General features: G+C 57.7%; 15 protein-coding genes. 7 read left to right on the top strand and 8 right to left on the bottom strand.

The genetic code is table 11. From position 1 onward, the window contains the following. Window positions 1–91 precede the first annotated feature (91 nt). Both MUN82_RS15795 and MUN82_RS15790 read left to right on the top strand, forming a co-directional pair. A complete protein-coding gene (locus MUN82_RS15795; RefSeq protein ID WP_245091992.1) occupies window positions 92–1,036 on the top strand; it encodes a 1-aminocyclopropane-1-carboxylate deaminase/D-cysteine desulfhydrase in 945 nt (314 codons plus the stop codon). Between the two features lie 143 nt (window positions 1,037–1,179). Next, window positions 1,180–1,812: a DUF4230 domain-containing protein gene (locus MUN82_RS15790; RefSeq protein ID WP_245091991.1), complete on the top strand. Its 633-nt coding sequence runs from the start codon at window positions 1,180–1,182 to the stop codon at window positions 1,810–1,812. Between the two features lie 41 nt (window positions 1,813–1,853). Here MUN82_RS15790 and MUN82_RS15785 read toward each other — a convergent pair whose 3' ends face one another. Further along, window positions 1,854–2,357 carry a regulatory protein RecX gene (locus tag MUN82_RS15785; protein WP_245091990.1) on the bottom strand — a complete coding sequence of 168 codons (504 nt, stop codon included), beginning with the start codon at window positions 2,355–2,357 and terminating at the stop codon, window positions 1,854–1,856. Window positions 2,358–2,516: 159 nt separating this feature from the next. Here MUN82_RS15785 and MUN82_RS15780 point away from each other — a divergent pair, with 159 nt between their 5' ends. Continuing rightward, on the top strand, window positions 2,517–5,141 hold the full coding sequence (locus MUN82_RS15780) for a DUF5686 and carboxypeptidase regulatory-like domain-containing protein (RefSeq protein ID WP_245091989.1): 2,625 nt from the start codon (window positions 2,517–2,519) through the stop codon (window positions 5,139–5,141). On the opposite strand, the gene MUN82_RS15775 is transcribed toward MUN82_RS15780, so the two are convergent. Continuing rightward, a complete protein-coding gene (locus MUN82_RS15775; protein ID WP_245091988.1) occupies window positions 5,138–6,055 on the bottom strand; it encodes an EamA family transporter in 918 nt (305 codons plus the stop codon). The two genes, MUN82_RS15780 and MUN82_RS15775, sit on opposite strands and share 4 nt — an antisense overlap. Before the next feature lie 85 nt (window positions 6,056–6,140). Between MUN82_RS15775 and MUN82_RS15770 the strand changes: the two genes are divergently transcribed. Together MUN82_RS15770 and MUN82_RS15765 are read left to right on the top strand one after the other, a co-directional pair. Then, complete coding sequence (locus tag MUN82_RS15770; RefSeq protein WP_245091986.1) at window positions 6,141–8,624, top strand: bifunctional UDP-N-acetylmuramoyl-tripeptide:D-alanyl-D-alanine ligase/alanine racemase; 2,484 nt, start codon at window positions 6,141–6,143, stop codon at window positions 8,622–8,624. A gap of 83 nt (window positions 8,625–8,707) precedes the next feature. Beyond that, window positions 8,708–9,358, top strand: coding sequence for an OmpA family protein (locus MUN82_RS15765; protein ID WP_245091984.1), 651 nt, complete (start codon window positions 8,708–8,710; stop codon window positions 9,356–9,358). Window positions 9,359–9,432: 74 nt separating this feature from the next. On the opposite strand, the gene MUN82_RS15760 is transcribed toward MUN82_RS15765, so the two are convergent. After that, window positions 9,433–10,347: a carboxypeptidase-like regulatory domain-containing protein gene (locus MUN82_RS15760; protein WP_245091983.1), complete on the bottom strand. Its 915-nt coding sequence runs from the start codon at window positions 10,345–10,347 to the stop codon at window positions 9,433–9,435. Window positions 10,348–10,571: 224 nt separating this feature from the next. On the opposite strand from MUN82_RS15760, the gene MUN82_RS15755 reads away from it, so the two are divergent. Continuing rightward, on the top strand, window positions 10,572–10,829 hold the full coding sequence (locus MUN82_RS15755) for a FeoA family protein (protein ID WP_245091982.1): 258 nt from the start codon (window positions 10,572–10,574) through the stop codon (window positions 10,827–10,829). A gap of 17 nt (window positions 10,830–10,846) precedes the next feature. Further along, the gene (gene feoB, locus MUN82_RS15750; protein WP_245091981.1) at window positions 10,847–13,030 is read left to right on the top strand and encodes a ferrous iron transport protein B; all 2,184 of its coding nucleotides are present in this window, start codon (window positions 10,847–10,849) and stop codon (window positions 13,028–13,030) included. Window positions 13,031–13,197: 167 nt separating this feature from the next. On the opposite strand, the gene MUN82_RS15745 is transcribed toward feoB, so the two are convergent. The 5 genes from MUN82_RS15745 to selD form a co-directional block, all read right to left on the bottom strand. After that, window positions 13,198–13,908, bottom strand: a complete 711-nt coding sequence (locus MUN82_RS15745) for an SAM-dependent methyltransferase (RefSeq protein WP_245091980.1) — start codon at window positions 13,906–13,908, stop codon at window positions 13,198–13,200. 120 nt (window positions 13,909–14,028) lie between these two features. Beyond that, the gene (locus MUN82_RS15740; protein ID WP_245091979.1) at window positions 14,029–14,814 is read right to left on the bottom strand and encodes an alpha/beta fold hydrolase; all 786 of its coding nucleotides are present in this window, start codon (window positions 14,812–14,814) and stop codon (window positions 14,029–14,031) included. Between the two features lie 31 nt (window positions 14,815–14,845). After that, window positions 14,846–16,786: an ATP-binding protein gene (locus tag MUN82_RS15735; RefSeq protein WP_245091978.1), complete on the bottom strand. Its 1,941-nt coding sequence runs from the start codon at window positions 16,784–16,786 to the stop codon at window positions 14,846–14,848. 109 nt (window positions 16,787–16,895) lie between these two features. Beyond that, window positions 16,896–17,492, bottom strand: a complete 597-nt coding sequence (locus tag MUN82_RS15730) for a PH domain-containing protein (protein ID WP_245091976.1) — start codon at window positions 17,490–17,492, stop codon at window positions 16,896–16,898. Next, complete coding sequence (gene selD, locus MUN82_RS15725; RefSeq protein ID WP_245091974.1) at window positions 17,493–18,551, bottom strand: selenide, water dikinase SelD; 1,059 nt, start codon at window positions 18,549–18,551, stop codon at window positions 17,493–17,495. Window positions 18,552–18,661 lie beyond the last annotated feature (110 nt).

The raw sequence follows: 18,661 nt of genomic DNA, 5'->3' as shown, positions 1-18,661 counted from the left end.
CATCCTGAGCTTGCGAAGCACCTTCTCACTACAGAACGACAGGCGAAATAACGACTCGTGCTAACGTGAGAAGGTCTTTCGCAAGCTCAGGATGACAGACGCTTATACTTCGCCTCTTCTTCTCCAGGAACTCCTGGAGCCAGCCGCAGCCCAGCGCAACATTCGGCTGTTGCTGCTGCGCGACGACCTGACGCACCCGGCCCTACCCGGCAATAAGTGGCGCAAGCTCAAGTATAACCTACTGGAAGCCCGCCGCCTCGGGCACGATACGCTGCTGACTTTTGGCGGCGCCTACTCCAACCACATGGCCGCCGTGGCGGCGGCCGGACCACTGCATGGTTTCCGAACGGTAGGAGTAGTGCGCGGCGAGCCAACGCTCCCCCTGAACCCTACCTTGGCACAGGCGCAGGCCCACGGCATGCAGCTCCGCTACCTCGACCGCGCCACGTATCGGCGTAAAACCGAGCCGGCGGTAGTGGCCGAACTGCTGCACGAGGTAGGCCCAGCCTACGTAGTCCCCGAAGGTGGCTCCAATACACTAGCGCTACCTGGCTGCGCCGAATTGGTAACGGAGCTGGCCGCTGAGACGGATTTCGACTACCTCTGCGTGGCCTGCGGTACAGGCGGCACCCTCGCAGGACTACTTACTGGCCTGGCCGGCACGCGGCAAGCCGTGGGGGTAGCTGTGCTGAAAAACGCGGATTTCCTGCGGGCGGACATCGAAGCCCTGACGCTTGCCAGCGCGGGCACTACGTATACCAACTGGCAGCTGCAAACCGCCTACCATCTGGGGGGCTACGCCGCTTACTCTGCCGAGCTAATGGCGTTCATCCAGCAGTTTCAGGCGCGGCATGGGGTGCTGCTCGACCCTGTGTATACCGGCAAGCTGCTCTATGCGGTGCTGGATTTACTGACGCAGGACTATTTCGCGCCGGGCAGTACGGTGGTAGCCGTGCATACGGGCGGGTTGCAGGGCTGGCAGGGCTTTCGGCAACGGTTTGCGCACCGTAGTGCGTGGTGGCCGGAGGTAGGGTAGGGAGTCATCGGTTTGCTGAGCTGACAACTACCTTTTATAGTGGGCTGTGGGCGCAATCTGCCAAGCTGCTTTACGCGCTATTCTGGACCTTTCTGCCAGAATTCGCGTTACTAGCGCAACCGTAGTTATAAATTCGCTCCCGCATGATTCGTTTGTTTCGTCGCCTGTTGCCGTTGTTGTTTTTGCTGGCGTTGGGTTGGTTTCTGTGGGAAAAGATACGGCCTACCCTTTCCGACTGGGGCAAGAACCCGCTGGAGATGGAGCCCAAAATCACCGTGACGCACAACACAGTGCTGGAAAAGATTGAGGGACTAGGCCGCTTGGAGCTGGTGCGCTATCAGTTCAAAGATGTAGTGGAGTACAAAAAAGAGTATTCCCGCTTTCTGCCCAATGCCAAAGTAGCGCTTATCGTAGCCGGCAATGCTATCGGCTGCCTCGATTTGCAAAAGGTGCGCTCACAAGATGTAGTGTTCATTGGCGACTCCATTGTGCGGGTGGCCCTACCCCCGGCGCAGCTTTGCACCTGGCAGATAGATCATACCAAGAGCAAAGTGTATTCTGTCGAAAACGGCTATTTCCAGGATGCCGAGTTGGTAGATGCGGCCTACAAATACGCCGAAACCAATGTGCGCCGTGCCGCATTGCAATCGGGTATTCTAGCTCAAACCCAGCAGAACGCTCAGCAGATTCTGCGGCCTATGCTGGAAACCCTCACAGGGCGGCGCGTGGTGCTCACGCAGCAAACAGCTCCACCGCAAGCGCCCGTTCGGCGGTAGGGTAGAGAGAGTTGATGCTGAGCGTAGCATGACGCCCGACCTTACTCGTCCTCGTCCGTAGCCGCACCTAAGTCGTCCAGCGCCATACGGATCAAGTCTGATTCGTAGCCTTTCAGCGTAAGGTATTGCGTGAACTTGAGGCGACGCTTACGCGGATTCGGCTCTTTTTCTTGGGCGTCTTTTTTCTCCAGTAAATCGGTGAGATTCTGGTAGTACTCGTCGCCATCGATTTCCTTGAGTCCCGCTTTGATGCAGTAGTCAGATAAGCCTTTCTGCTTCAACTCCTGCGTGATGCGGCGGCGGCCCCACTTCTTCTGGCGGTAGTGGCCACGCACGTAGCTGCGGGCGTAGCGTTCTTCATCGAGCAGGTTTTCGCGGCTGAGACGGATGATGATTTCGCCGGCCTCATCTTCAGTTAGGCCGTAACTGCGCAGCTTGCTTTCAGTTTCTTTGAAGGTACGCTCTTGGTAAGCGCAAAAGGCAGCAATCTTGTGCAGCGCCTCGCCGGGCGTATAGGTTTTCGGTTTCTTATCGGGTTGATACATGCAGAAGAATAAGAATTGGTAAGATAACGAGGATAGTACGGACCGCGTTCCGACGTAACAATGGCCTGACACGTAAACGGGCAGCGCGGGAACGGCAGGCAACCTTTGCCGGGTAAAATCCCTCTATCTTCACAGTTCCCGTGTTTATTGCAAAAGTTGATGCGCTACCTGCTACTTGTTTTATTGATTGTGAGTGAGTTGTCGGCGCGGGCAGGCATTGTGCGTGGCCTTGTGACTGACGCGCAAAACCAACCCCTGGCCTTTGCTAACGTAGCCGTGCGCGCCACGACCACCAGCACCGCCACCAACGAGCAGGGCCGCTACCAACTGCGCCTGGAGCCGGGCCAGTACGAGCTGGTATTTCAGTACGTGGGCTTTAAGCCGCGCCTGCAAACCATACGTGTAGCCGGTGGCGACACCGCCACGGTGCTCAACGTGCAGCTCATCCCCGAAAACTACCAGCTCAACGAGGTAGTGGTGCGCGCCTCCGACCGCGACCCGGCCTATGCCCTAGTGCAGCAGGCCATCAACTGGCGGCGCTACCACGAGCGGGAGGTGGCCGCCTACCGCGCACGCCTCTACGTGAAAGCCCTAGGCCGCCTCTCTGATGTACCAGGCAAGGTGCTGGGACTCGTGAAGATCGGTCCGGACATCAAGCCGGGCATCTTCTACCTCTCCGAAACTATTTCCGACATCACCTTTCGCCAGCCCAACGTCATCCAGGAAAAGATGCTGTCGAGTAGAGTGAGTGGCGATTCCAAGCGCGTGAGCTTCAATATTGCCAGCGCCGGCAAGGGACTGAATTTCTACAGCAACCTGCTGAAAAGTAGCTTTTCACAGCGCGGCTTTGTGTCGCCGATTGCCTCCAACGCTATGCTGTTCTACCAGTATGAGCTGGTAGGCTCTACCCAGCAGGGCGATTTGCTGATTCATAAAATCCGCGTCAAGCCACGCCGCCGTGCCGACCCAGCATTTTCGGGCTTTATTTATCTCATTGACGGCACGTGGCGGCTCTACTCTGTGTCGCTCGACCTCAACAAGAGTGCCCAGCTGGAATACGTTGACCACGTGCACCTGGAGCAGCAGTTTATGCCTGCACCGGGTGCGTCGGGCGTGTGGGTGATTCAGTCGCAGAAAGCTACGGCTACCTTCGAGGCGTTTGGGTTTAAGGGTAGCGCCAACGCCACGGCGGTGCTGTCGAACTACAGCGTGGTACCTACCTACTCCACGCCCCAGCAAGTGGCCGCGCCACCCGCCCCGGAGCCGGTGGCCAACGCGCCCGTGGAGCGCGAAACCGTGGCCGACGTACGCAAGCAGCGCCCTACCCTGCGCGGCCTCAACCAGAAGGTGAAGCGGCAGCTGCGCCGCGGCAACGCCGATTCCATCAACACCGCGCTGGGTATTGTGGAGCCCCTGCGCCGGGGCGAGATTCAGCGGGTAGAGGCCGGCGCCACCAACCGCGACTCTGCTTTTTGGAACGAGGCGCGCCCGGTGCCGCTCACCGCAGAAGAGCAGCTCGACTACCATGTGAAAGACAGCACTGAGGTAGTGCGCAATTCGCGACCCTACCAGGACTCCTTGGACCGCAAGCGCAACGAGCTGGGGGTAGGGAAACTATTGCTCAGCGGTTATACGCACAACAACACGTTTGCCAAGCGGCGGCTGTATGTGCGGCCCGTGTTCAATATCTTGCAATACAACACGGTAGAGGGCGTGGTAGCCAACGCCGAAGCCACCTACACGCAAGACACCGACGACCGGCGGCGCTTCCAGTTCACACCCGTGCTACGCTATGGTTTTGCTGGGAAGCTGCTGAGCCCCTCGGCGCAAATCGACTGGCAGTTGGACCCTGTGGTGCTGCGCCGTCTGACCATTTCGGTAGGACGCACAGTGGAGAACTTTGCCGAAAACACCCAACTCACGCCCTTCATCAACTCGGCCTATACGCTATTGCGCAACCGCAACTACGCCAAGCTCTACCAGCGGCGCGGAGCCGAGGTGGCCTACCTCACCGAAATTACCAACGGCCTGACTGTGCGCGGCGCCGTGAACTACTACGACCGGCGCGAGCTATTCAACAATACTTACAATCTGCTCATCGACGTGCCCGGCCGCGCTTTCACGCCTAACACGCCTGCCAACGCCGAGCTGGTGGATACGGGCTTTGGCCGGAGCCAGGCCCTCACGCTGGAGCTGACCGCCACCTACCAACCCGGCCAGCGTTACCTCTCGCGCCCCGATGGCAAGGTGAACCTCTACACCCGCAAGCCGCAGTTCCGCTTCACGTTTTTGCAGGGCGTGCCCTCCGTGTTTGGGTCTGATGTGCGCTACACGCGCCTGGCGGCAGGTATCCGGCAGAGTATTCAGATGGGGTTATTGGGCACCGGCACCTACGACGTGGCGGGCGGCGGCTACCTCGGCTCACCGCGCTTGCAGTTCATGGACTACCGCCATTTTGCCGGCAACCAGACCATCCTCACAGGCAATTTTTCCCAGTTTCAGTTGCTTGATTACTACCAGTACAGTACCCGCCGCGCCTACCTAGAGGCGCACTACAACCAGCATTTCAACGGTTTCTTCCTCAACAAAGTCCCGCTGCTGCGCCGCCTGAAGTGGCAGGAAGTTGCCTCGGTGAACTACTTGCACACTCGCGCCGCCGGACACTACCTGGAGCTGGGTGTGGGCATCGAGCACATCTTCAACATCCTGCGCATCGACGGGTACACGGCTCTGCAATCGGGCAAAAGGGTAGGGACGGGCGTGCGGATTGGGCTTGGGTTTTAGCCCTGTGAAGGTACGGCATCGACTTGCTGAGATGTCCTGCCTCGCACATTATACAGCACAATTGACACTAAAATAACCGCGTACGCCCACAGCTCCACCGGCCGGGGCTGCTCTCCGAAATACCAGAACGCCAGCACAAAGCTCACCACCGGGTTCAGGTACATCATGATGCCTACCGTGCCGGAAGTGAGGCCATTGAGCGCGTAGAGGTTCAGAAATAGAGGTAGAATGGTGAAACCTACGCTCAGAATACCGGCGAAGATTAGCAAGTGCGTATCGGCAAAGCCGGCGGCAAGGTCGGCGCCGAGTAGGGGCGCGGCGGGTAAAAGAACGACGGTCGATAATAGCAGCTGAATAGTCAATAAGACCAGCCGGTCGTAGCCCTGTACGATGCGCTGGGTGATGAGGTAGAGCGCATAGGTAACCGCCACCACCAAACTCATCAGCAGGGAGCGTACGTCGCCGGTAATGAGTAGGGTGCAACTTAAAGCGCTCAGGCCCACGGCCAGCCACTGCGGCAGCCGCAGCCGTTCGCGTAGCAGCAGAAACCCCAGCAACGACAATAAAATGGGGCAGATGAGGTAGGCAAACGAGCCTGCCTGCACGCTCACCTGGTTGATGACGTAGATGAACAGCAGCCAGTTGCTCATCAGCAGTAGGCCGCCTATCACCGTGCCGCCCGCCACGCGCCACTGCTCTGTCCGCGAGGCCGACCGGTACTGCCGCAGGGTAGCACGCACTACGCCCACGCGCCCCACGGCGTGCAGCACCAGCAATAACACGACGGAGAGCAACACGCGAAACAGCAGAATCTGTCCGCTTGGGTATACCGTGAGCTGGCGTAGGGGTAGGGGAAAGAAGCCCCAGATCAGAAAAGCAGCGAGGGCGGCTACGTAGTAGCGGGAGGTTTTCATATGGAGGAGAATAGCTGCAAAGATACGCCGCCGCACCCCGGCCACCCGCAACCGTTCTACCTTTGTAGCGGTTGTATTGCTCGCTATGCTTCAGTTCCTCAATCTACCTGCTCTCACGGGCGGCACCCTCCTCCAGGCTCCCCTCACGCCCGCTCCCGTACAGCACTTGCTGCTGGATAGCCGCCGAGCCGATGCGCAGGCGGGCGGCGTATTCTTTGCCTTGCGCGGCATCCAGCACGACGGCCACCGCTACCTCGCCGATGCTTACCAGCGCGGCGTGCGCCTGTTTGTAGTCGATCAGCCCGACCACCTGCCAGCCCTGCCAGAGGCTGGCGTACTGCTGGTGCCCGACAGTCTGGTGGCCCTGCAAGCTGTGGCGGCGGCCCACCGACGGCAGTTTCGCCTACCCGTTTTCGGCATCACGGGGTCTAATGGCAAAACCATTGTGAAGGAATGGCTGGCCCAATTGCTTAGCCCCGATGAGCTGGTATGCAAGAGTCCGCGCAGCTACAATTCGCAAGTGGGCGTGCCGCTGAGCGTGTGGGAACTGAACCCCACGCACACGTTGGGCATCTTCGAAGCGGGTATTTCGGAGCCGGGTGAGATGGCGCGGCTAGCCCGCGTAATTCAACCTACGCTAGGCATCTTCACCACCCTCGGTACGGCTCACGATGCGGGCTTTGCCTCGCCCGAGCAAAAAGTAGCGGAGAAGATGCAGTTGTTTGCCGATGCAGATATGCTGTTTTACTGTCGTGACCAGGAGCTGGTGCACGCCGCCGCCCAGCAGCTGCCTAGCGCTGTGCGGCGGTTTTGCTGGAGCCGATTTCACCCCTATGAGGCGAATGTAGCCGTCACGCTACTGGAATCGGCCGCCGACCGCACCACCGTGCGCCTGGCTATGCAGCGGCCCCTGTTGCAGGAGCATACCTTCACCCTACCCTTCGCCGACGAACCTTCGGTAGAAAACGTCCTGCACTGCCTCACGGTGCTATTGTGGCGGCAGGTGCCCGCGTCCGAGATTCAGCGCCGCTTAGACCGTTTGCAGCCCGTGGCCATGCGCCTGGAAATGAAGCAGGCCCTCAACGACTGCTACGTGCTCGACGATACTTACAACAACGACCTGGCCGGCCTCACGCTGGCCCTGGATATGCTGGCCCGTCAGCCACGCCGGGGACGCCGCACCCTCATCCTGTCCGATGTCCTAGAATCTGGTCTGAAAGCTGATGAGTTGTATGGACGTGTGGCCCGGCAGCTAACCACCCACGGCGTAGAGCGGCTGGTGGGCATTGGGCCGGAACTTAGTGCACACCAGGGCGTATTCAGCAGCGCCGAGCAGGAATTCTATCCCGATACGGAAGCCTTTCTAGCGGGCTTTCAGGCTGATGACTTTCACCATGAAACTATTCTGGTGAAGGGTGCCCGGCGCTACGGCTTCGAGCGTATTGTTGCGGCGTTTCAGCAGAAGATTCACGGTACGGTGCTGGAAGTGAATCTCGATGCATTGGTGCACAACCTCAACTTCTACCGCCAGCGCCTCGCCGCCGATACCAAGCTGATGGTGATGGTGAAGGCCTTTGCCTACGGTAGCGGCAGCTACGAGGTAGCCAACCTGCTTCAGTTTCATCGGGCCGACCACCTCGCCGTAGCCTACACCGACGAAGGCGTAGACCTGCGCGAGCATGGCATTAGCCTACCCCTGATGGTGATGAATCCCTCGCCCGATAGCTTTCAAAAGCTGCGTCAGTACCACCTGGAGCCGGAAATATATTCCTTTGAGCGCCTACGCGAATACCTGCGGGCGGCGCAGGAGCAGCCCCTACCCGCCATTCACCTCAAGCTCGACACGGGTATGCGCCGCCTGGGGTTCGGCGAGGAAGACCTGGACGAGCTGTGCCAGGTGCTGCAACGCAATGCCGCTTTCCTACGCGTGGCCAGCGCCCTCACCCACCTGGCCGGCGCCGACGAAGCGCAGCACAACGATTTTTCCCAGCGCCAGCTTGCCGCCTTTCAACGCATGACGCCCCGCCTCGAAGCCGCGTTGGGCTACTCCATTCTCAAGCACGCACTCAACTCAGCCGGCATTATTAGGTTTCCAGAGGCGCATTTCGATATGGTGCGGCTGGGCATTGGGCTATACGGGGTAGAAGCCACCGGCCAGCAGCCCGACGCCCTGCGCCCGGTCAGCACGCTGCGCACGACCATCTCCCAGATCAAAACCCTACCTGCCGGCGAAACCGTGGGCTACGGCCGCCGCGGCCAAGCCGCCGACCATGACCGGCGCATTGCAACCCTAGCCATTGGCTACGCCGATGGTTACGACCGGCGCTTCGGCAACGGGGTAGGGGAGGTGCTGGTGCGCGGGCAGCGTGCCTCGCTCATCGGGAATGTGTGTATGGATATGTGTATGGTAGACGTGACGGGCATTGCCGGCGCCCAGGCCGGCGATGCGGCTGTGCTTTTCGGCGAAGGACTACCCCTCACGGAGCTGGCTGCGCACATCGGCACTATTCCCTACGAGCTGCTAACCAACGTGAGTGAGCGGGTGAAGCGTGTGTTTGTAACGGAGTAAGAAGTTTGCCTAGGGTAGATATTGAAATAGACCTACTTCTATATTCACCGTAAACAGGCTTCACACTATCCCTTACCTCCACAATGAAAAAGCAATTTCTCAGCCTGTTTGCTGCTACAGCTCTGCTGGCCTCGTGTAATGACCTGAAAAAACCGGAAGCCAAGGATGAGCCGCAGGAAGCCACCGCCGACACGGCGGTAGTTTACCGCAATGGGGAAACACCGGGCGCAATGGCTGATTCTGCTGGCAACGCCATTGAGAATGCAGCCACTAAAACCGGCAACGCCATCGAAAATGCCTGGGATATGACCAAGGCAAAGCTGGCTGATACCAAACTCGAAGAGATTGACCTACCCGAAATTACTGTGCGCGGTGATGAGCGCTACAGTGTGTATGGCTTAGAAGAGAAAATTCTTTTCGATACAGACAAAGCAGTCGTAAAGCCGTCGGCTACCCGTGCACTATCTGAAATCAGCGCGTCGATTGGTCGTCGCTATGCCGGTAAGGATGTCCGGATTCTGGGCTTTGCCGACTCGCGCGGTGACAAAAATTACAACCGTGAATTGAGCGCCCAACGTGCCGCGGCCGTCAAAGACTGGCTGGTGAAGAACGGCCAGATGAAGGCTGACCGCATCAGTTTAGAGCCGATGGGCGAAAAAGCTCCCGTAGCTTCCAACGCAACGGCTGCCGGTCGCCAGGAAAACCGCCGCGTTGAAATCGCGGTACTGAAGTAAAGCTTGTTACTACATACGAAAAGAGCCCGTGCTATGCAGCGCGGGCTCTTTTCGTATGTAGGTAGTATAAATCTCTAATCCTTTAGCATGTCTACCTCCGCCCGAATCATGGCATTGTAGCGTTGGCCGTTGCTGGCCAGGGTCAGCAGGCTCCAACCTTTGCCCATGGTATAGCTCCAGGTGCGGCTTTCTTTGAACTCGAAGGTAGGACGCAGAATCTGGCCATAGGGCGTGTAAGTGTCCATGAAGTTGGTAGTATAAAACTTGTCACCGCTCACAATCCACTCCATCGCCACGAAGAAGCCTTCCGTGGGTGCCTCAATATTATAGGTAGTGAGGTCTATGGTGTACCACTCGCCACCCTTGGGCGCCGATACCACCACGTTTTCAGTGAGCAGGTCGCTGTTCGGGGAGTTGTAGTTGCCATCGGCGCGGTAGATGCGCACGCGGAACGGCTCACGGGGGAAACCATTTTCTCCGATGTAGAACGACACCGAGCGCACGTTGCCGAGCTTTTTGTTCTTATCGTTCTTCACAAAGAAGGCGTACTGGCTGCCGGGCATCCCCTGGATCATGCCTTCGCCGGGCGTGTTATTGCGCGACCCCAGCGACAAGTCTTTCACTTTAGCGCCTTTCACCGTTACGTTGGCCAGCTCCACCACGCGGCGGGGCATCTCCACAATCATGTCAGGCACGTTTACACCGCGTTTTATGGCAACAGCTTTGCGGTAGTAACCCAGCGCCAGAATAATCAGTGAGTCTTGCTGCGCCTTTTCGGGCGCGGCCATCTGGAAAAAACCGAACTCATTGGTGAGTGCACCGGTTTGTTCTTCCTTGAGTCCTAAAGACGCGAAAGGAATAGGCTCCTTTGTCTCCTTGTCGACAACACGACCGGAAATTCGGAACTGCCCTGCCGCTTGGTCCTGAGCAAAGCTCAGTGCGGGCAGGAAGAGAGCAAAAGCGAGGAGAGGGAGTAGTCGTTTGAGCATAATATAGTACGCTTGTATACTCCAAAACTACAAAAAATCGTGCCGTAATCGTCGGATAATCTTATTATATTCATAATTATGCAATTTGATTTTGGAATAGTGATACTGCGCGTATAAAGGATATAATGGCACCAACTTTTAGTATAAATCTAGCCTTTGGCTGAAACATAAAAGGGTGGTACCTTTGTTTGAATAGAATCTAAATAGAAATTACCGCCGTGCCCGTGCCTTCTACTTCTGCTCCCACCTCCACCGCCCGCAGCGTGAAAGATCTGCGCTTGGGTGAATCTGGTACTATCTGCTGCCTGAATGACCCCGAAATGGCTCTGAAACTGTTGGAAATGGGTTGCATTCCGGGCACAGAAGTGCGTCTGAATAGTAAGGCGCCGCTGGGGTGTCCCGTTACATTGGTGCTCGGCAATGGTGACTATACCTTGTCGCTGCGCATGAGCGAGGCCGCCACCATCATGTTGCGGGATTAGTACGAATAGGTAGGTAGATGGGTAGCGTTGATGTTACGATAACACGAGCGGGTGCCGGCGTGTCGGCAACTACATTGGAGGCAGCTTCGCCGAGGCTGCCGGGCACTCTCACGCGCATTGCGCTGATTGGAAACCCCAACTCCGGCAAATCGTCTTTGTTCAATCAGCTCACCGGCCTCAACCAAAAGGTAGGGAACTTTCCGGGAGTAACGGTGGACCGCAAAACCGGCGTAGCGCAAATTACGCCCCTGTTGCGCGCCGAAATCATTGACCTGCCGGGCACGTACTCGCTCTACCCCAAAAGCCTCGATGAGCGGGTAATTACCGACCTGCTCTACGATAGAACCTCGGCCCAATATCCAGACTTTGTGGTGGTAACGGCCGATGCCAGCAATTTGCGGCGCAATCTGTTGTTGTTCAGTCAGCTAGCCGATTTGGGCCTGCCCGCTGTGCTGGCCCTCAACATGATGGATACAGCCGAGCAGCACGGTATTAAGATAGATGTGGCGGCGTTGCAGCAGGAAGTAGGCGTACCCGTCATCCCCATGAATGCCCGCAAAGGTATTGGCGTGGCCGCTCTCAAGATTGTGATGGGCCAGCAGTTAGCCGCTCCTACCGTGCGTTTCTACGAGCCTAGTGAGGAGCTGCTGCCCATGATCCGGCAGATTCGCTATTATTTCAATCTGCACAATGATTATCTGGCGCTGCACTACGCGCACCAGTACCAGCGCATCAATTTCCTGACTGCCGACGAGCAGGCCTACATTGGGGAGCTGGTGCAACAGTACGGTTTCGAGCCTACCGCGCAGCAAGCCCAGGAAACCATTGACCGCTACGCCCGCATCAACGAGCTGCTACTGAACGTGGTAGAGGTGACGCGCACTGAGGAGGCTGAGCCTTACAGCAACCGCATCGACCGGGTGCTGACGCATAAAGTGTGGGGCTACCTCATTTTCTTCGGTGTGTTGTTCCTGATGTTTCAGGCTGTGTTTGCCTGGGCCAGCTACCCCATGGAGCTAATTGACGAGGGGGTAGCCTGGATCAACCAACTGGTGCAAACCAACTTTGAGGGGCCGCTTATCAGCTTGCTCACCGAGGGCGTATTGGCTGGCCTGGGCGGTGTGTTGATCTTCATTCCGCAGATTGCGCTGCTATTTGCCTTCATTGCCGTACTCGAAGAAACTGGCTACATGGCCCGCGTCACGTTCATGATGGACCGCATCATGCGCAAGTTCGGGCTAAACGGCAAAAGCGTGGTACCGCTGATTTCGGGAGTGGCATGCGCCGTGCCGGCTATTATGAGCGCCCGCACCATCGAGAACTGGAAAGACCGCATCATCACCATTTTCGTCACGCCGCTGATGTCGTGCTCGGCGCGTATTCCGGTATACACCGTGCTCATTGGGTTGGTGGTACCCGATGTGCCGGTGCTGGGCATTTTCAACCTGCGGGGTATTGCTCTCATGGGTTTGTACCTGCTAGGATTTTTTGCGGCTATTCTGTCGGCATTGGCCATGAAGTTTCTGCTCAAAACCCGTGAGCGGAGCTACTTTATTATGGAGTTTCCGGTGTACCGCTGGCCGCGTTGGAAAAACGTGGGCATCACCATTGTGGAGAAGGTGAAAACCTTTGTGTTTCAGGCGGGTAAGGTGATTGTTGCTATTTCTGTTATCCTGTGGGTGCTGGCCTCTTATGGCCCCGGCGACCAACTGGCCCAGGCAGAGGAACAGGCACGCGCAGTAGCCACTCAGCAACAGCTCTCCGCCGAAGAAACTGAAAACGCGGTGGCTTCGGCTAAGCTCGAAAGTTCCTATGCGGGTACAATCGGGCACCTGTTGGAGCCCGGCATCCGCCCGCTGGGCTTCGACTGGAAAATCGGGATTTCGCTGATTACATCCTTCGCGGCCCGTGAAGTGTTTGTGGGCACCATCTCCACTATCTATAGCGTAGGGCAGGATGCCGACACGCGCACCATTCAGCAGAAGCTTGCCACCGCCCGCGACAGCCAAGGCCAACCATTTTTTACGCCTGTACGCGCCTTGTCACTGCTGGTATTCTACGTATTTGCTATGCAGTGCATGAGCACGCTGGCCGTTACCTACCGCGAAACCAAAGGCTGGAAGTGGCCCATCCTGCAAGCTGTATACATGACGGGCCTAGCTTACGGGGCTTCGCTGCTAGTGTATCAGTTGGGATCGTAATTGGTGAAGTTATAAATAACCCAATGGCTGTCATCCTGAGCGCAGTGAAGGATCTTATGACGTGTGAACGACAGGCGTCATAACGACCCCGTTCTTACCGTCATAAGGTCCTTCGCTGCGCTCAGGATGACAGCCATTGGGTTATTTATAACTTCACCATTTCACCCCTACCTCCCCACCAAAAATACCGCGGGCTGCTTATGAATCTCGGGAAAGCCGTGCTTCTTCCAGCCAGCTACCGTATCGGTGCGCACGTATTCGTTGGGTGCTGTGAGGCTGGCCGCAATGCACAGGCGGGTAGAGGGCTGCAACTGCTGTAGTAAATCTTCCAGAAGCTGCATGTTGCGGTAGGGCGTTTCGATGAAGAGCTGGGTTTGATGCTGGGCCAGGGCTACACGCTCCAGCTGCTTTACGGCGGCGGCACGCCGGCCCCGGTCGATGGGTAAGTAGCCGTGAAAAGTGAAGCTCTGCCCATTCATGCCAGAGGCCATCAGCCCCAGTAGCAGGCTGCTGGGGCCTACCAGTGGCACCACCCGAATGCCTAATTGGTGCGCCCGCCGGGCCAGCTCGGCTCCAGGGTCGGCTACGCCGGGGCAACCTGCTTCGGAGAGCACACCTGCATCCTGGCCTGCCGCCACCGGTGCCAGTGCTGCCTGAATCTGTGCTTCCGTACTGTCTTTGTCAATCACCGTGAGGCGCAGATCCTCAATAATCTGCTCGGGTGCTACCTGCTTGATGAAGCGCCGCGCCGTGCGGGCATTTTCGACTAGAAAATACCGCAGCGCAGCAATCTGCGCGGGCACCTGAGCCGGCAACACCTGCGTGGCCGTATCGTCGGCCAGCACGGTAGGGAGGAGGTAGAGCGTACCGGAAGTCAAGGGAAAGTTGAGAATTAAAAAGTAAAACAGAGTGCGGTACGAGGGGCCGAATGCATAGGCAAGGTGGGGGCTTATAGCTACTGTGAGTACCTATACGTGGTTCAGCCTGCCTACCCTTGCCTACCCTCCTTGCTTCACAAAGGCCTCTACCAACTCAAATACCTGATCAGGTTCCTCGGCGTGCACCCAGTGGCCGGCGTTGGGAATGGTGGCAATGTGGCTATTTGGAAACAGGGCCGGAATGCCGTGCAGCTTGTCCTCAGGCGTGATATAATTGGAGCGGCCTCCGTTGATGAACAGGGTAGGCTTCAGGAAAGGCGTATCGCTCGTGATTTCCTCGCCAATCTGTGCCATTTCGGCATCTAATACAGCCAAGTTAGGACGCCAGGCGAAGGAGTTGTCCTCGCGGCGGTAGAGGTTTTTAAGCAGAAACTGCCGGACATCGGGCTGCGGAATATGCTGAGCCAGTGCTTCATCGGCCGCTTGGCGGGAAGTGCAGGTGGTGAAATCAACCGCGTGCAGACCAGCCAGAATATCATCCTGATGGCGCATATCCGAAAAAGCAGGTGCAATATCTACCACCACGGCCTGCGCCAGGTAATCGGGGTGGTCGAGGGCGAAGCGCATGGTAACTTTGCCGCCCATGCTGTGGCCCATCAGGGTAGTGCGGTCGGCGGGGAGCTGTAGCTGCTCGAATAGCTTACGCACGTCTTCGCTCATCAGCTCGTAGGTATGCTCGGGCGCGTGCGGCGAGCGGCCGTGGTTGCGCAAATCTACCAGTACTACGCGGTAGTGCTCGGCCCAACGCCGGGCCAGCGTTTGCCAGTTATCGAGGGTGCCAAAGAGGCCGTGCAGAATAACCAGGGTGCGCTCGCCCTGGCCCAGTTCGCGGTAGTGTAGTTGCATAGTGCCCGTAAAGGTCGGAAGAAGCTAGGTATTACGTCGGCAACGGCTCCAGAATAGCGCTGGGCAGCTCAATTTCAATGGTTGTGCCCTGTCCCTGCGCACTATGAATACGCAAGTGGCCGTGTTGCCGGGCCACAAAGGCACGGCACAATACTAGGCCCAGTCCGGTGCCCTCGCGCCGTTGCCAATGGGTAGGCTGCGCCACGGAGTTCGGGTGCAGCAGAGTGGCTACCTGGTCGGCTGGCATGCCAGGACCATTATCCGTACAGGTAAGCACCACAGCTGTAGAGCCGGCCACGGGGTAGGCGCCCAGCCGCACGATGCTACCCACCGGCGCAAACCGCAGCGCATTGCTCAGCACGTTGCGCAAAATGGTACGCGTCATGTTGTAGTCGGCATATAGCGTGAGCTGAGAGGGAACGTTGGTTAGCAATTGAATTTGCTTGGCCTGTGCAGTGGTCTGGTAGAGCTCCACAATTTCGGCAAATAGCTCAGTCACGGGCAGCGTCTCCGGCCGGAAGGTCAATTCTCCGTTCTGGTTCACGGCCCAGCTCAATAAGTTGTCGAGCAGGTGGTTGATGCTGCTTGTAGTTTGATGCACCAGGGTAGGCAGGCGACGTAAGCCGGCCTCGTCGCCGTTGTTGAGATAGAACTCAATCAATTTTGTGACGCCTGCAAGGGAAGTTACCGGCCCGCGCAAATCGTGCGCTACAATGGAGTAGAGACGGTCTTTGGAGGCCGCCATACGCTGCAATTCTGCCGTGGTTTCCTGTAAAGCCTGGTGGTTGCTGGAAAGCGCAGCCCTGCTGCGGCGTAGCTGTAAGTAAATAAAAGTGAAAGCGGCCAGGCCAGCAGCCAGAATGACGATGGTGATAATGAGTTGCCGATTGAGTAGGCGCTGCAATTCCTCGTTGGCGGTGAGGCGAGCAATCTGCTGTTCCTTATCCTGGGTTTCGTAGCGCTGCTGTAGCGCTGCTAGCGCCACCAACCGGTCGTGGTTGTTGATGGTGTCGTTGAGCAGTAGGTAGCGCTGCTGCCAGGCATAGCCCTGGGCAAAGTTGCCCCGCGCCGCCTCAATCTTAGCCAGCGTGCCATACGCATCGAGCAGGTAGGAAAATTGGCGGTGCGCGCGCGCCAGCTCCAACGCACGTGCGGCATGAACCTCTGCCTCGGCGGGGCGCTGACGAGCTAATAGCACGTGGCTTAGTTGCAGCAAAGTGCTGGTCTCCACTTTGGAGTTGTGTTGTTGCTGAGCTAGGCCCACGGCGTTGTGCAGTAGTCCTTCGGCTGTCGCATACTGCGCTATCGATTGATAGTATGTGCCCAAATTGGCCGTATACTGCGCCTGCGCCAGCACATCTTTGCTGCGGCGGGCCATCAGGAGGGCACGGTGTAGGTAGCGCAATGCCTGCTGGTTGCGGTGCATTGCTAATAGCAGTACGCCTACGTCGCCAAACAACGCAATCTGAGTAGCGTGTTGCACACCCTTGTGGTAGGCCAGCGCCAGTGCTGGCCGGTACAGGCGCCACATAGTGGCCGTATCGCCACGGGCCGAATGCACGCTGGCCATGTGGCAGTAGCTGCGCACAATGTTGTCGTAAGAATTGAACCGCCGGGCCAACGACATAGCCTGCTTATAGAGCGTGAGAGCGTATTGGCTGTCGCTGAGGTTGTTGTAGCACACGCCCAGGCTAAGCAGGCTCATCAGCTGCCCCCGCCGGTCGTGCAGCTGCCGGGCCAATGCAAGGGCTTGACGGCCGTAGACGATACCTTGCTCCGGGGCGTTGTTGTAGTGTTGCACGCACAGCGAATCCAGGAGACGCACGCGGTTGGTATCAGGCGGCAGAATGGCCAATAGCCGATGCATGCGCTGCACGGCCAGCGAGTCCTGGGCACGGGCAACCGAAACTCCGGTGGCACTAACTAGCAACAGGCAGAGCCATAGTTGCTTGAGTGAACCGGAGAATGACACAGCGTAGGGATAGAAATAGATGGAAGCCAGCAATCCTGGCCGAGTCTTTCATCAGCGGAGCAGTGGATTGCCGGTAAACAAAACGATAGAATTAAAATTCGTTTTTATTTCACAAAAAGCAAAACCACTGCCGACGCTGCTCCAAATGTGTGTTGCGTAGAAACTCGGCCAGTGGCGGTAAATCGGTCAGAATAGAGGTAATAGTAAGCGCCTCGCCGCTGGCCAGGTGCAGACGCACATACTCGTATTTATTCCAGAACACGTGCCGCGATACGCAGGTCACGTACTCCACTCGCACCAGATCGGTACGGCTGAAGGGAATACGCACCCGCTGCTCGTATACTTCTAGCCGGTTTTGCTTGGCATCGAATACCAGTGTGGTGCTGAAGTTGCGAGCGTAATATTGTGCGTGCAGCACCAGCGACGGCACCGAAAAGCCTAGTATAACGGCTCCCAGCGCTACCGCCAGCACCACCTCTACCACCGATAGTGTGCCCAGGTAGAAAAAGGACATCAGGAAGGGTAGCCCTACGCACAGGCATAGCAACGGCCAGAACAGTAGGTAAAACTGCCGTAAGAAGGTAGGCTGATAAACCTTGCTATTCTGGCTGAAAAAACTCGTGATAAACCGTAAGCCTACCACCATCACCAGAATGGCAAAGGTAGCTTCTAGTAGCGGCCGCAAAAAGGTCAGAAAGCGACTCATCTACCGAACAGTTATCCACGGTTCATCCGATGCGTGGGGGCGTAGCGTGCCAAACGGCGCGAGGTGCAGGCCATGCCGTTGAAAAACTGCCTGGGCTTTTTCCCTACCCTCCGGCGATACGCACACCAGCAAACCGCCCGAGGTTTGCGGGTCGCAAAGCCACTGACGCTGCTCGTCGGTAAGCGGGCCTACCTTATGGCCGTAGCTGGCCCAGTTGCGACTGGTGCCGCCGGGTACAGCGCCCTGTTGTCGGTAGGGCTCGGCAGCGGCTAGCAGCGGCACTTGCGCAAAATCGATTTCGGCGGTTAGGTTGCTACCCTCGCATACCTCAGCGAGGTGTCCTAGTAGGCCGAACCCCGTTACATCGGTCATGGCGCGTACGGTCTCCAGCTGACCCAGCTCCGCCCCTATGTTGTTGAGCTGCATCATCGACTGTGGCGCCAGGTGGGCGTCTTCGTCGCGCAGAATACCCTTTTTCTGCGCGGTGGTCAGCATCCCTACCCCCAGGGGCTTGGTAAGGTACAACTCGCAGCCAGCGGTGGCGGTATCGTTGCGCTTAAGCTGCGCAATATCCACCATGCCAGTGACGGCCAGACCGAAAATCGGCTCCGGCGAGTCGATGCTGTGGCCGCCGGCTAGTGGGATGCCCGCCTCGCGGCAAATGCTGCGGCTGCCTTCCATCACACGCTGGGCTACTTCGGGCACCAGCTTTTCTACGGGCCAGCCCAGCACGGCAATGGCTAGCACCGGCCGCCCACCCATGGCATACACATCGGAAATGGCGTTGGCCGAGGCAATGCGCCCAAAATCGTAGGCATCATCCACGATGGGCATGAAAAAATCGGTGGTGCTGATGAGCGCCTGCCCGTTGCCAATGTCGTATACGGCCGCGTCGTCGCGGGAGCCGTTGCCTACTAGTAGCTTATCGTCGTGGGGCTGGGCAATGGTGGTGTGCAGGATCTGGTCGAGCACGGCAGGCGCAATCTTGCAGCCGCAGCCCGCGCCGTGGCTGTATTGGGTAAGACGAATTTGGTCGGGGGTGGGTTCAGGAGTATTCATAAGATTATTGGTCATTATTGCAGGTCGAGCCATATCCGATGACCTCCCCATGACTTATAATGCGCTTTTTGTGTTAAATCAGAGTTACTCAGTTGTAATATGCTGCCATC

This window comes from Hymenobacter aerilatus, from assembly GCF_022921095.1.
Lineage (GTDB): Bacteria > Bacteroidota > Bacteroidia > Cytophagales > Hymenobacteraceae > Hymenobacter > Hymenobacter aerilatus.
Note: the sequence above shows the minus strand (reverse complement) of the source record. Positions and strands in the feature narration are given on the sequence as shown.

Coding starts and splice junctions, on each gene's coding strand:
- MUN82_RS15760 (WP_245091983.1), bottom strand. CDS start 10,347: ATGCTCAAACGACTACTCCCTCTCCTCGCTTTTGCTCTCTTCCTGCCC.
- MUN82_RS15765 (WP_245091984.1), top strand. CDS start 8,708: ATGAAAAAGCAATTTCTCAGCCTGTTTGCTGCTACAGCTCTGCTGGCC.
- MUN82_RS15730 (WP_245091976.1), bottom strand. CDS start 17,492: ATGAGTCGCTTTCTGACCTTTTTGCGGCCGCTACTAGAAGCTACCTTT.
- MUN82_RS15775 (WP_245091988.1), bottom strand. CDS start 6,055: ATGAAAACCTCCCGCTACTACGTAGCCGCCCTCGCTGCTTTTCTGATC.
- MUN82_RS15770 (WP_245091986.1), top strand. CDS start 6,141: ATGCTTCAGTTCCTCAATCTACCTGCTCTCACGGGCGGCACCCTCCTC.
- feoB (WP_245091981.1), top strand. CDS start 10,847: ATGGGTAGCGTTGATGTTACGATAACACGAGCGGGTGCCGGCGTGTCG.
- MUN82_RS15780 (WP_245091989.1), top strand. CDS start 2,517: ATGCGCTACCTGCTACTTGTTTTATTGATTGTGAGTGAGTTGTCGGCG.
- selD (WP_245091974.1), bottom strand. CDS start 18,551: ATGAATACTCCTGAACCCACCCCCGACCAAATTCGTCTTACCCAATAC.
- MUN82_RS15790 (WP_245091991.1), top strand. CDS start 1,180: ATGATTCGTTTGTTTCGTCGCCTGTTGCCGTTGTTGTTTTTGCTGGCG.
- MUN82_RS15785 (WP_245091990.1), bottom strand. CDS start 2,357: ATGTATCAACCCGATAAGAAACCGAAAACCTATACGCCCGGCGAGGCG.
- MUN82_RS15740 (WP_245091979.1), bottom strand. CDS start 14,814: ATGCAACTACACTACCGCGAACTGGGCCAGGGCGAGCGCACCCTGGTT.
- MUN82_RS15795 (WP_245091992.1), top strand. CDS start 92: ATGACAGACGCTTATACTTCGCCTCTTCTTCTCCAGGAACTCCTGGAG.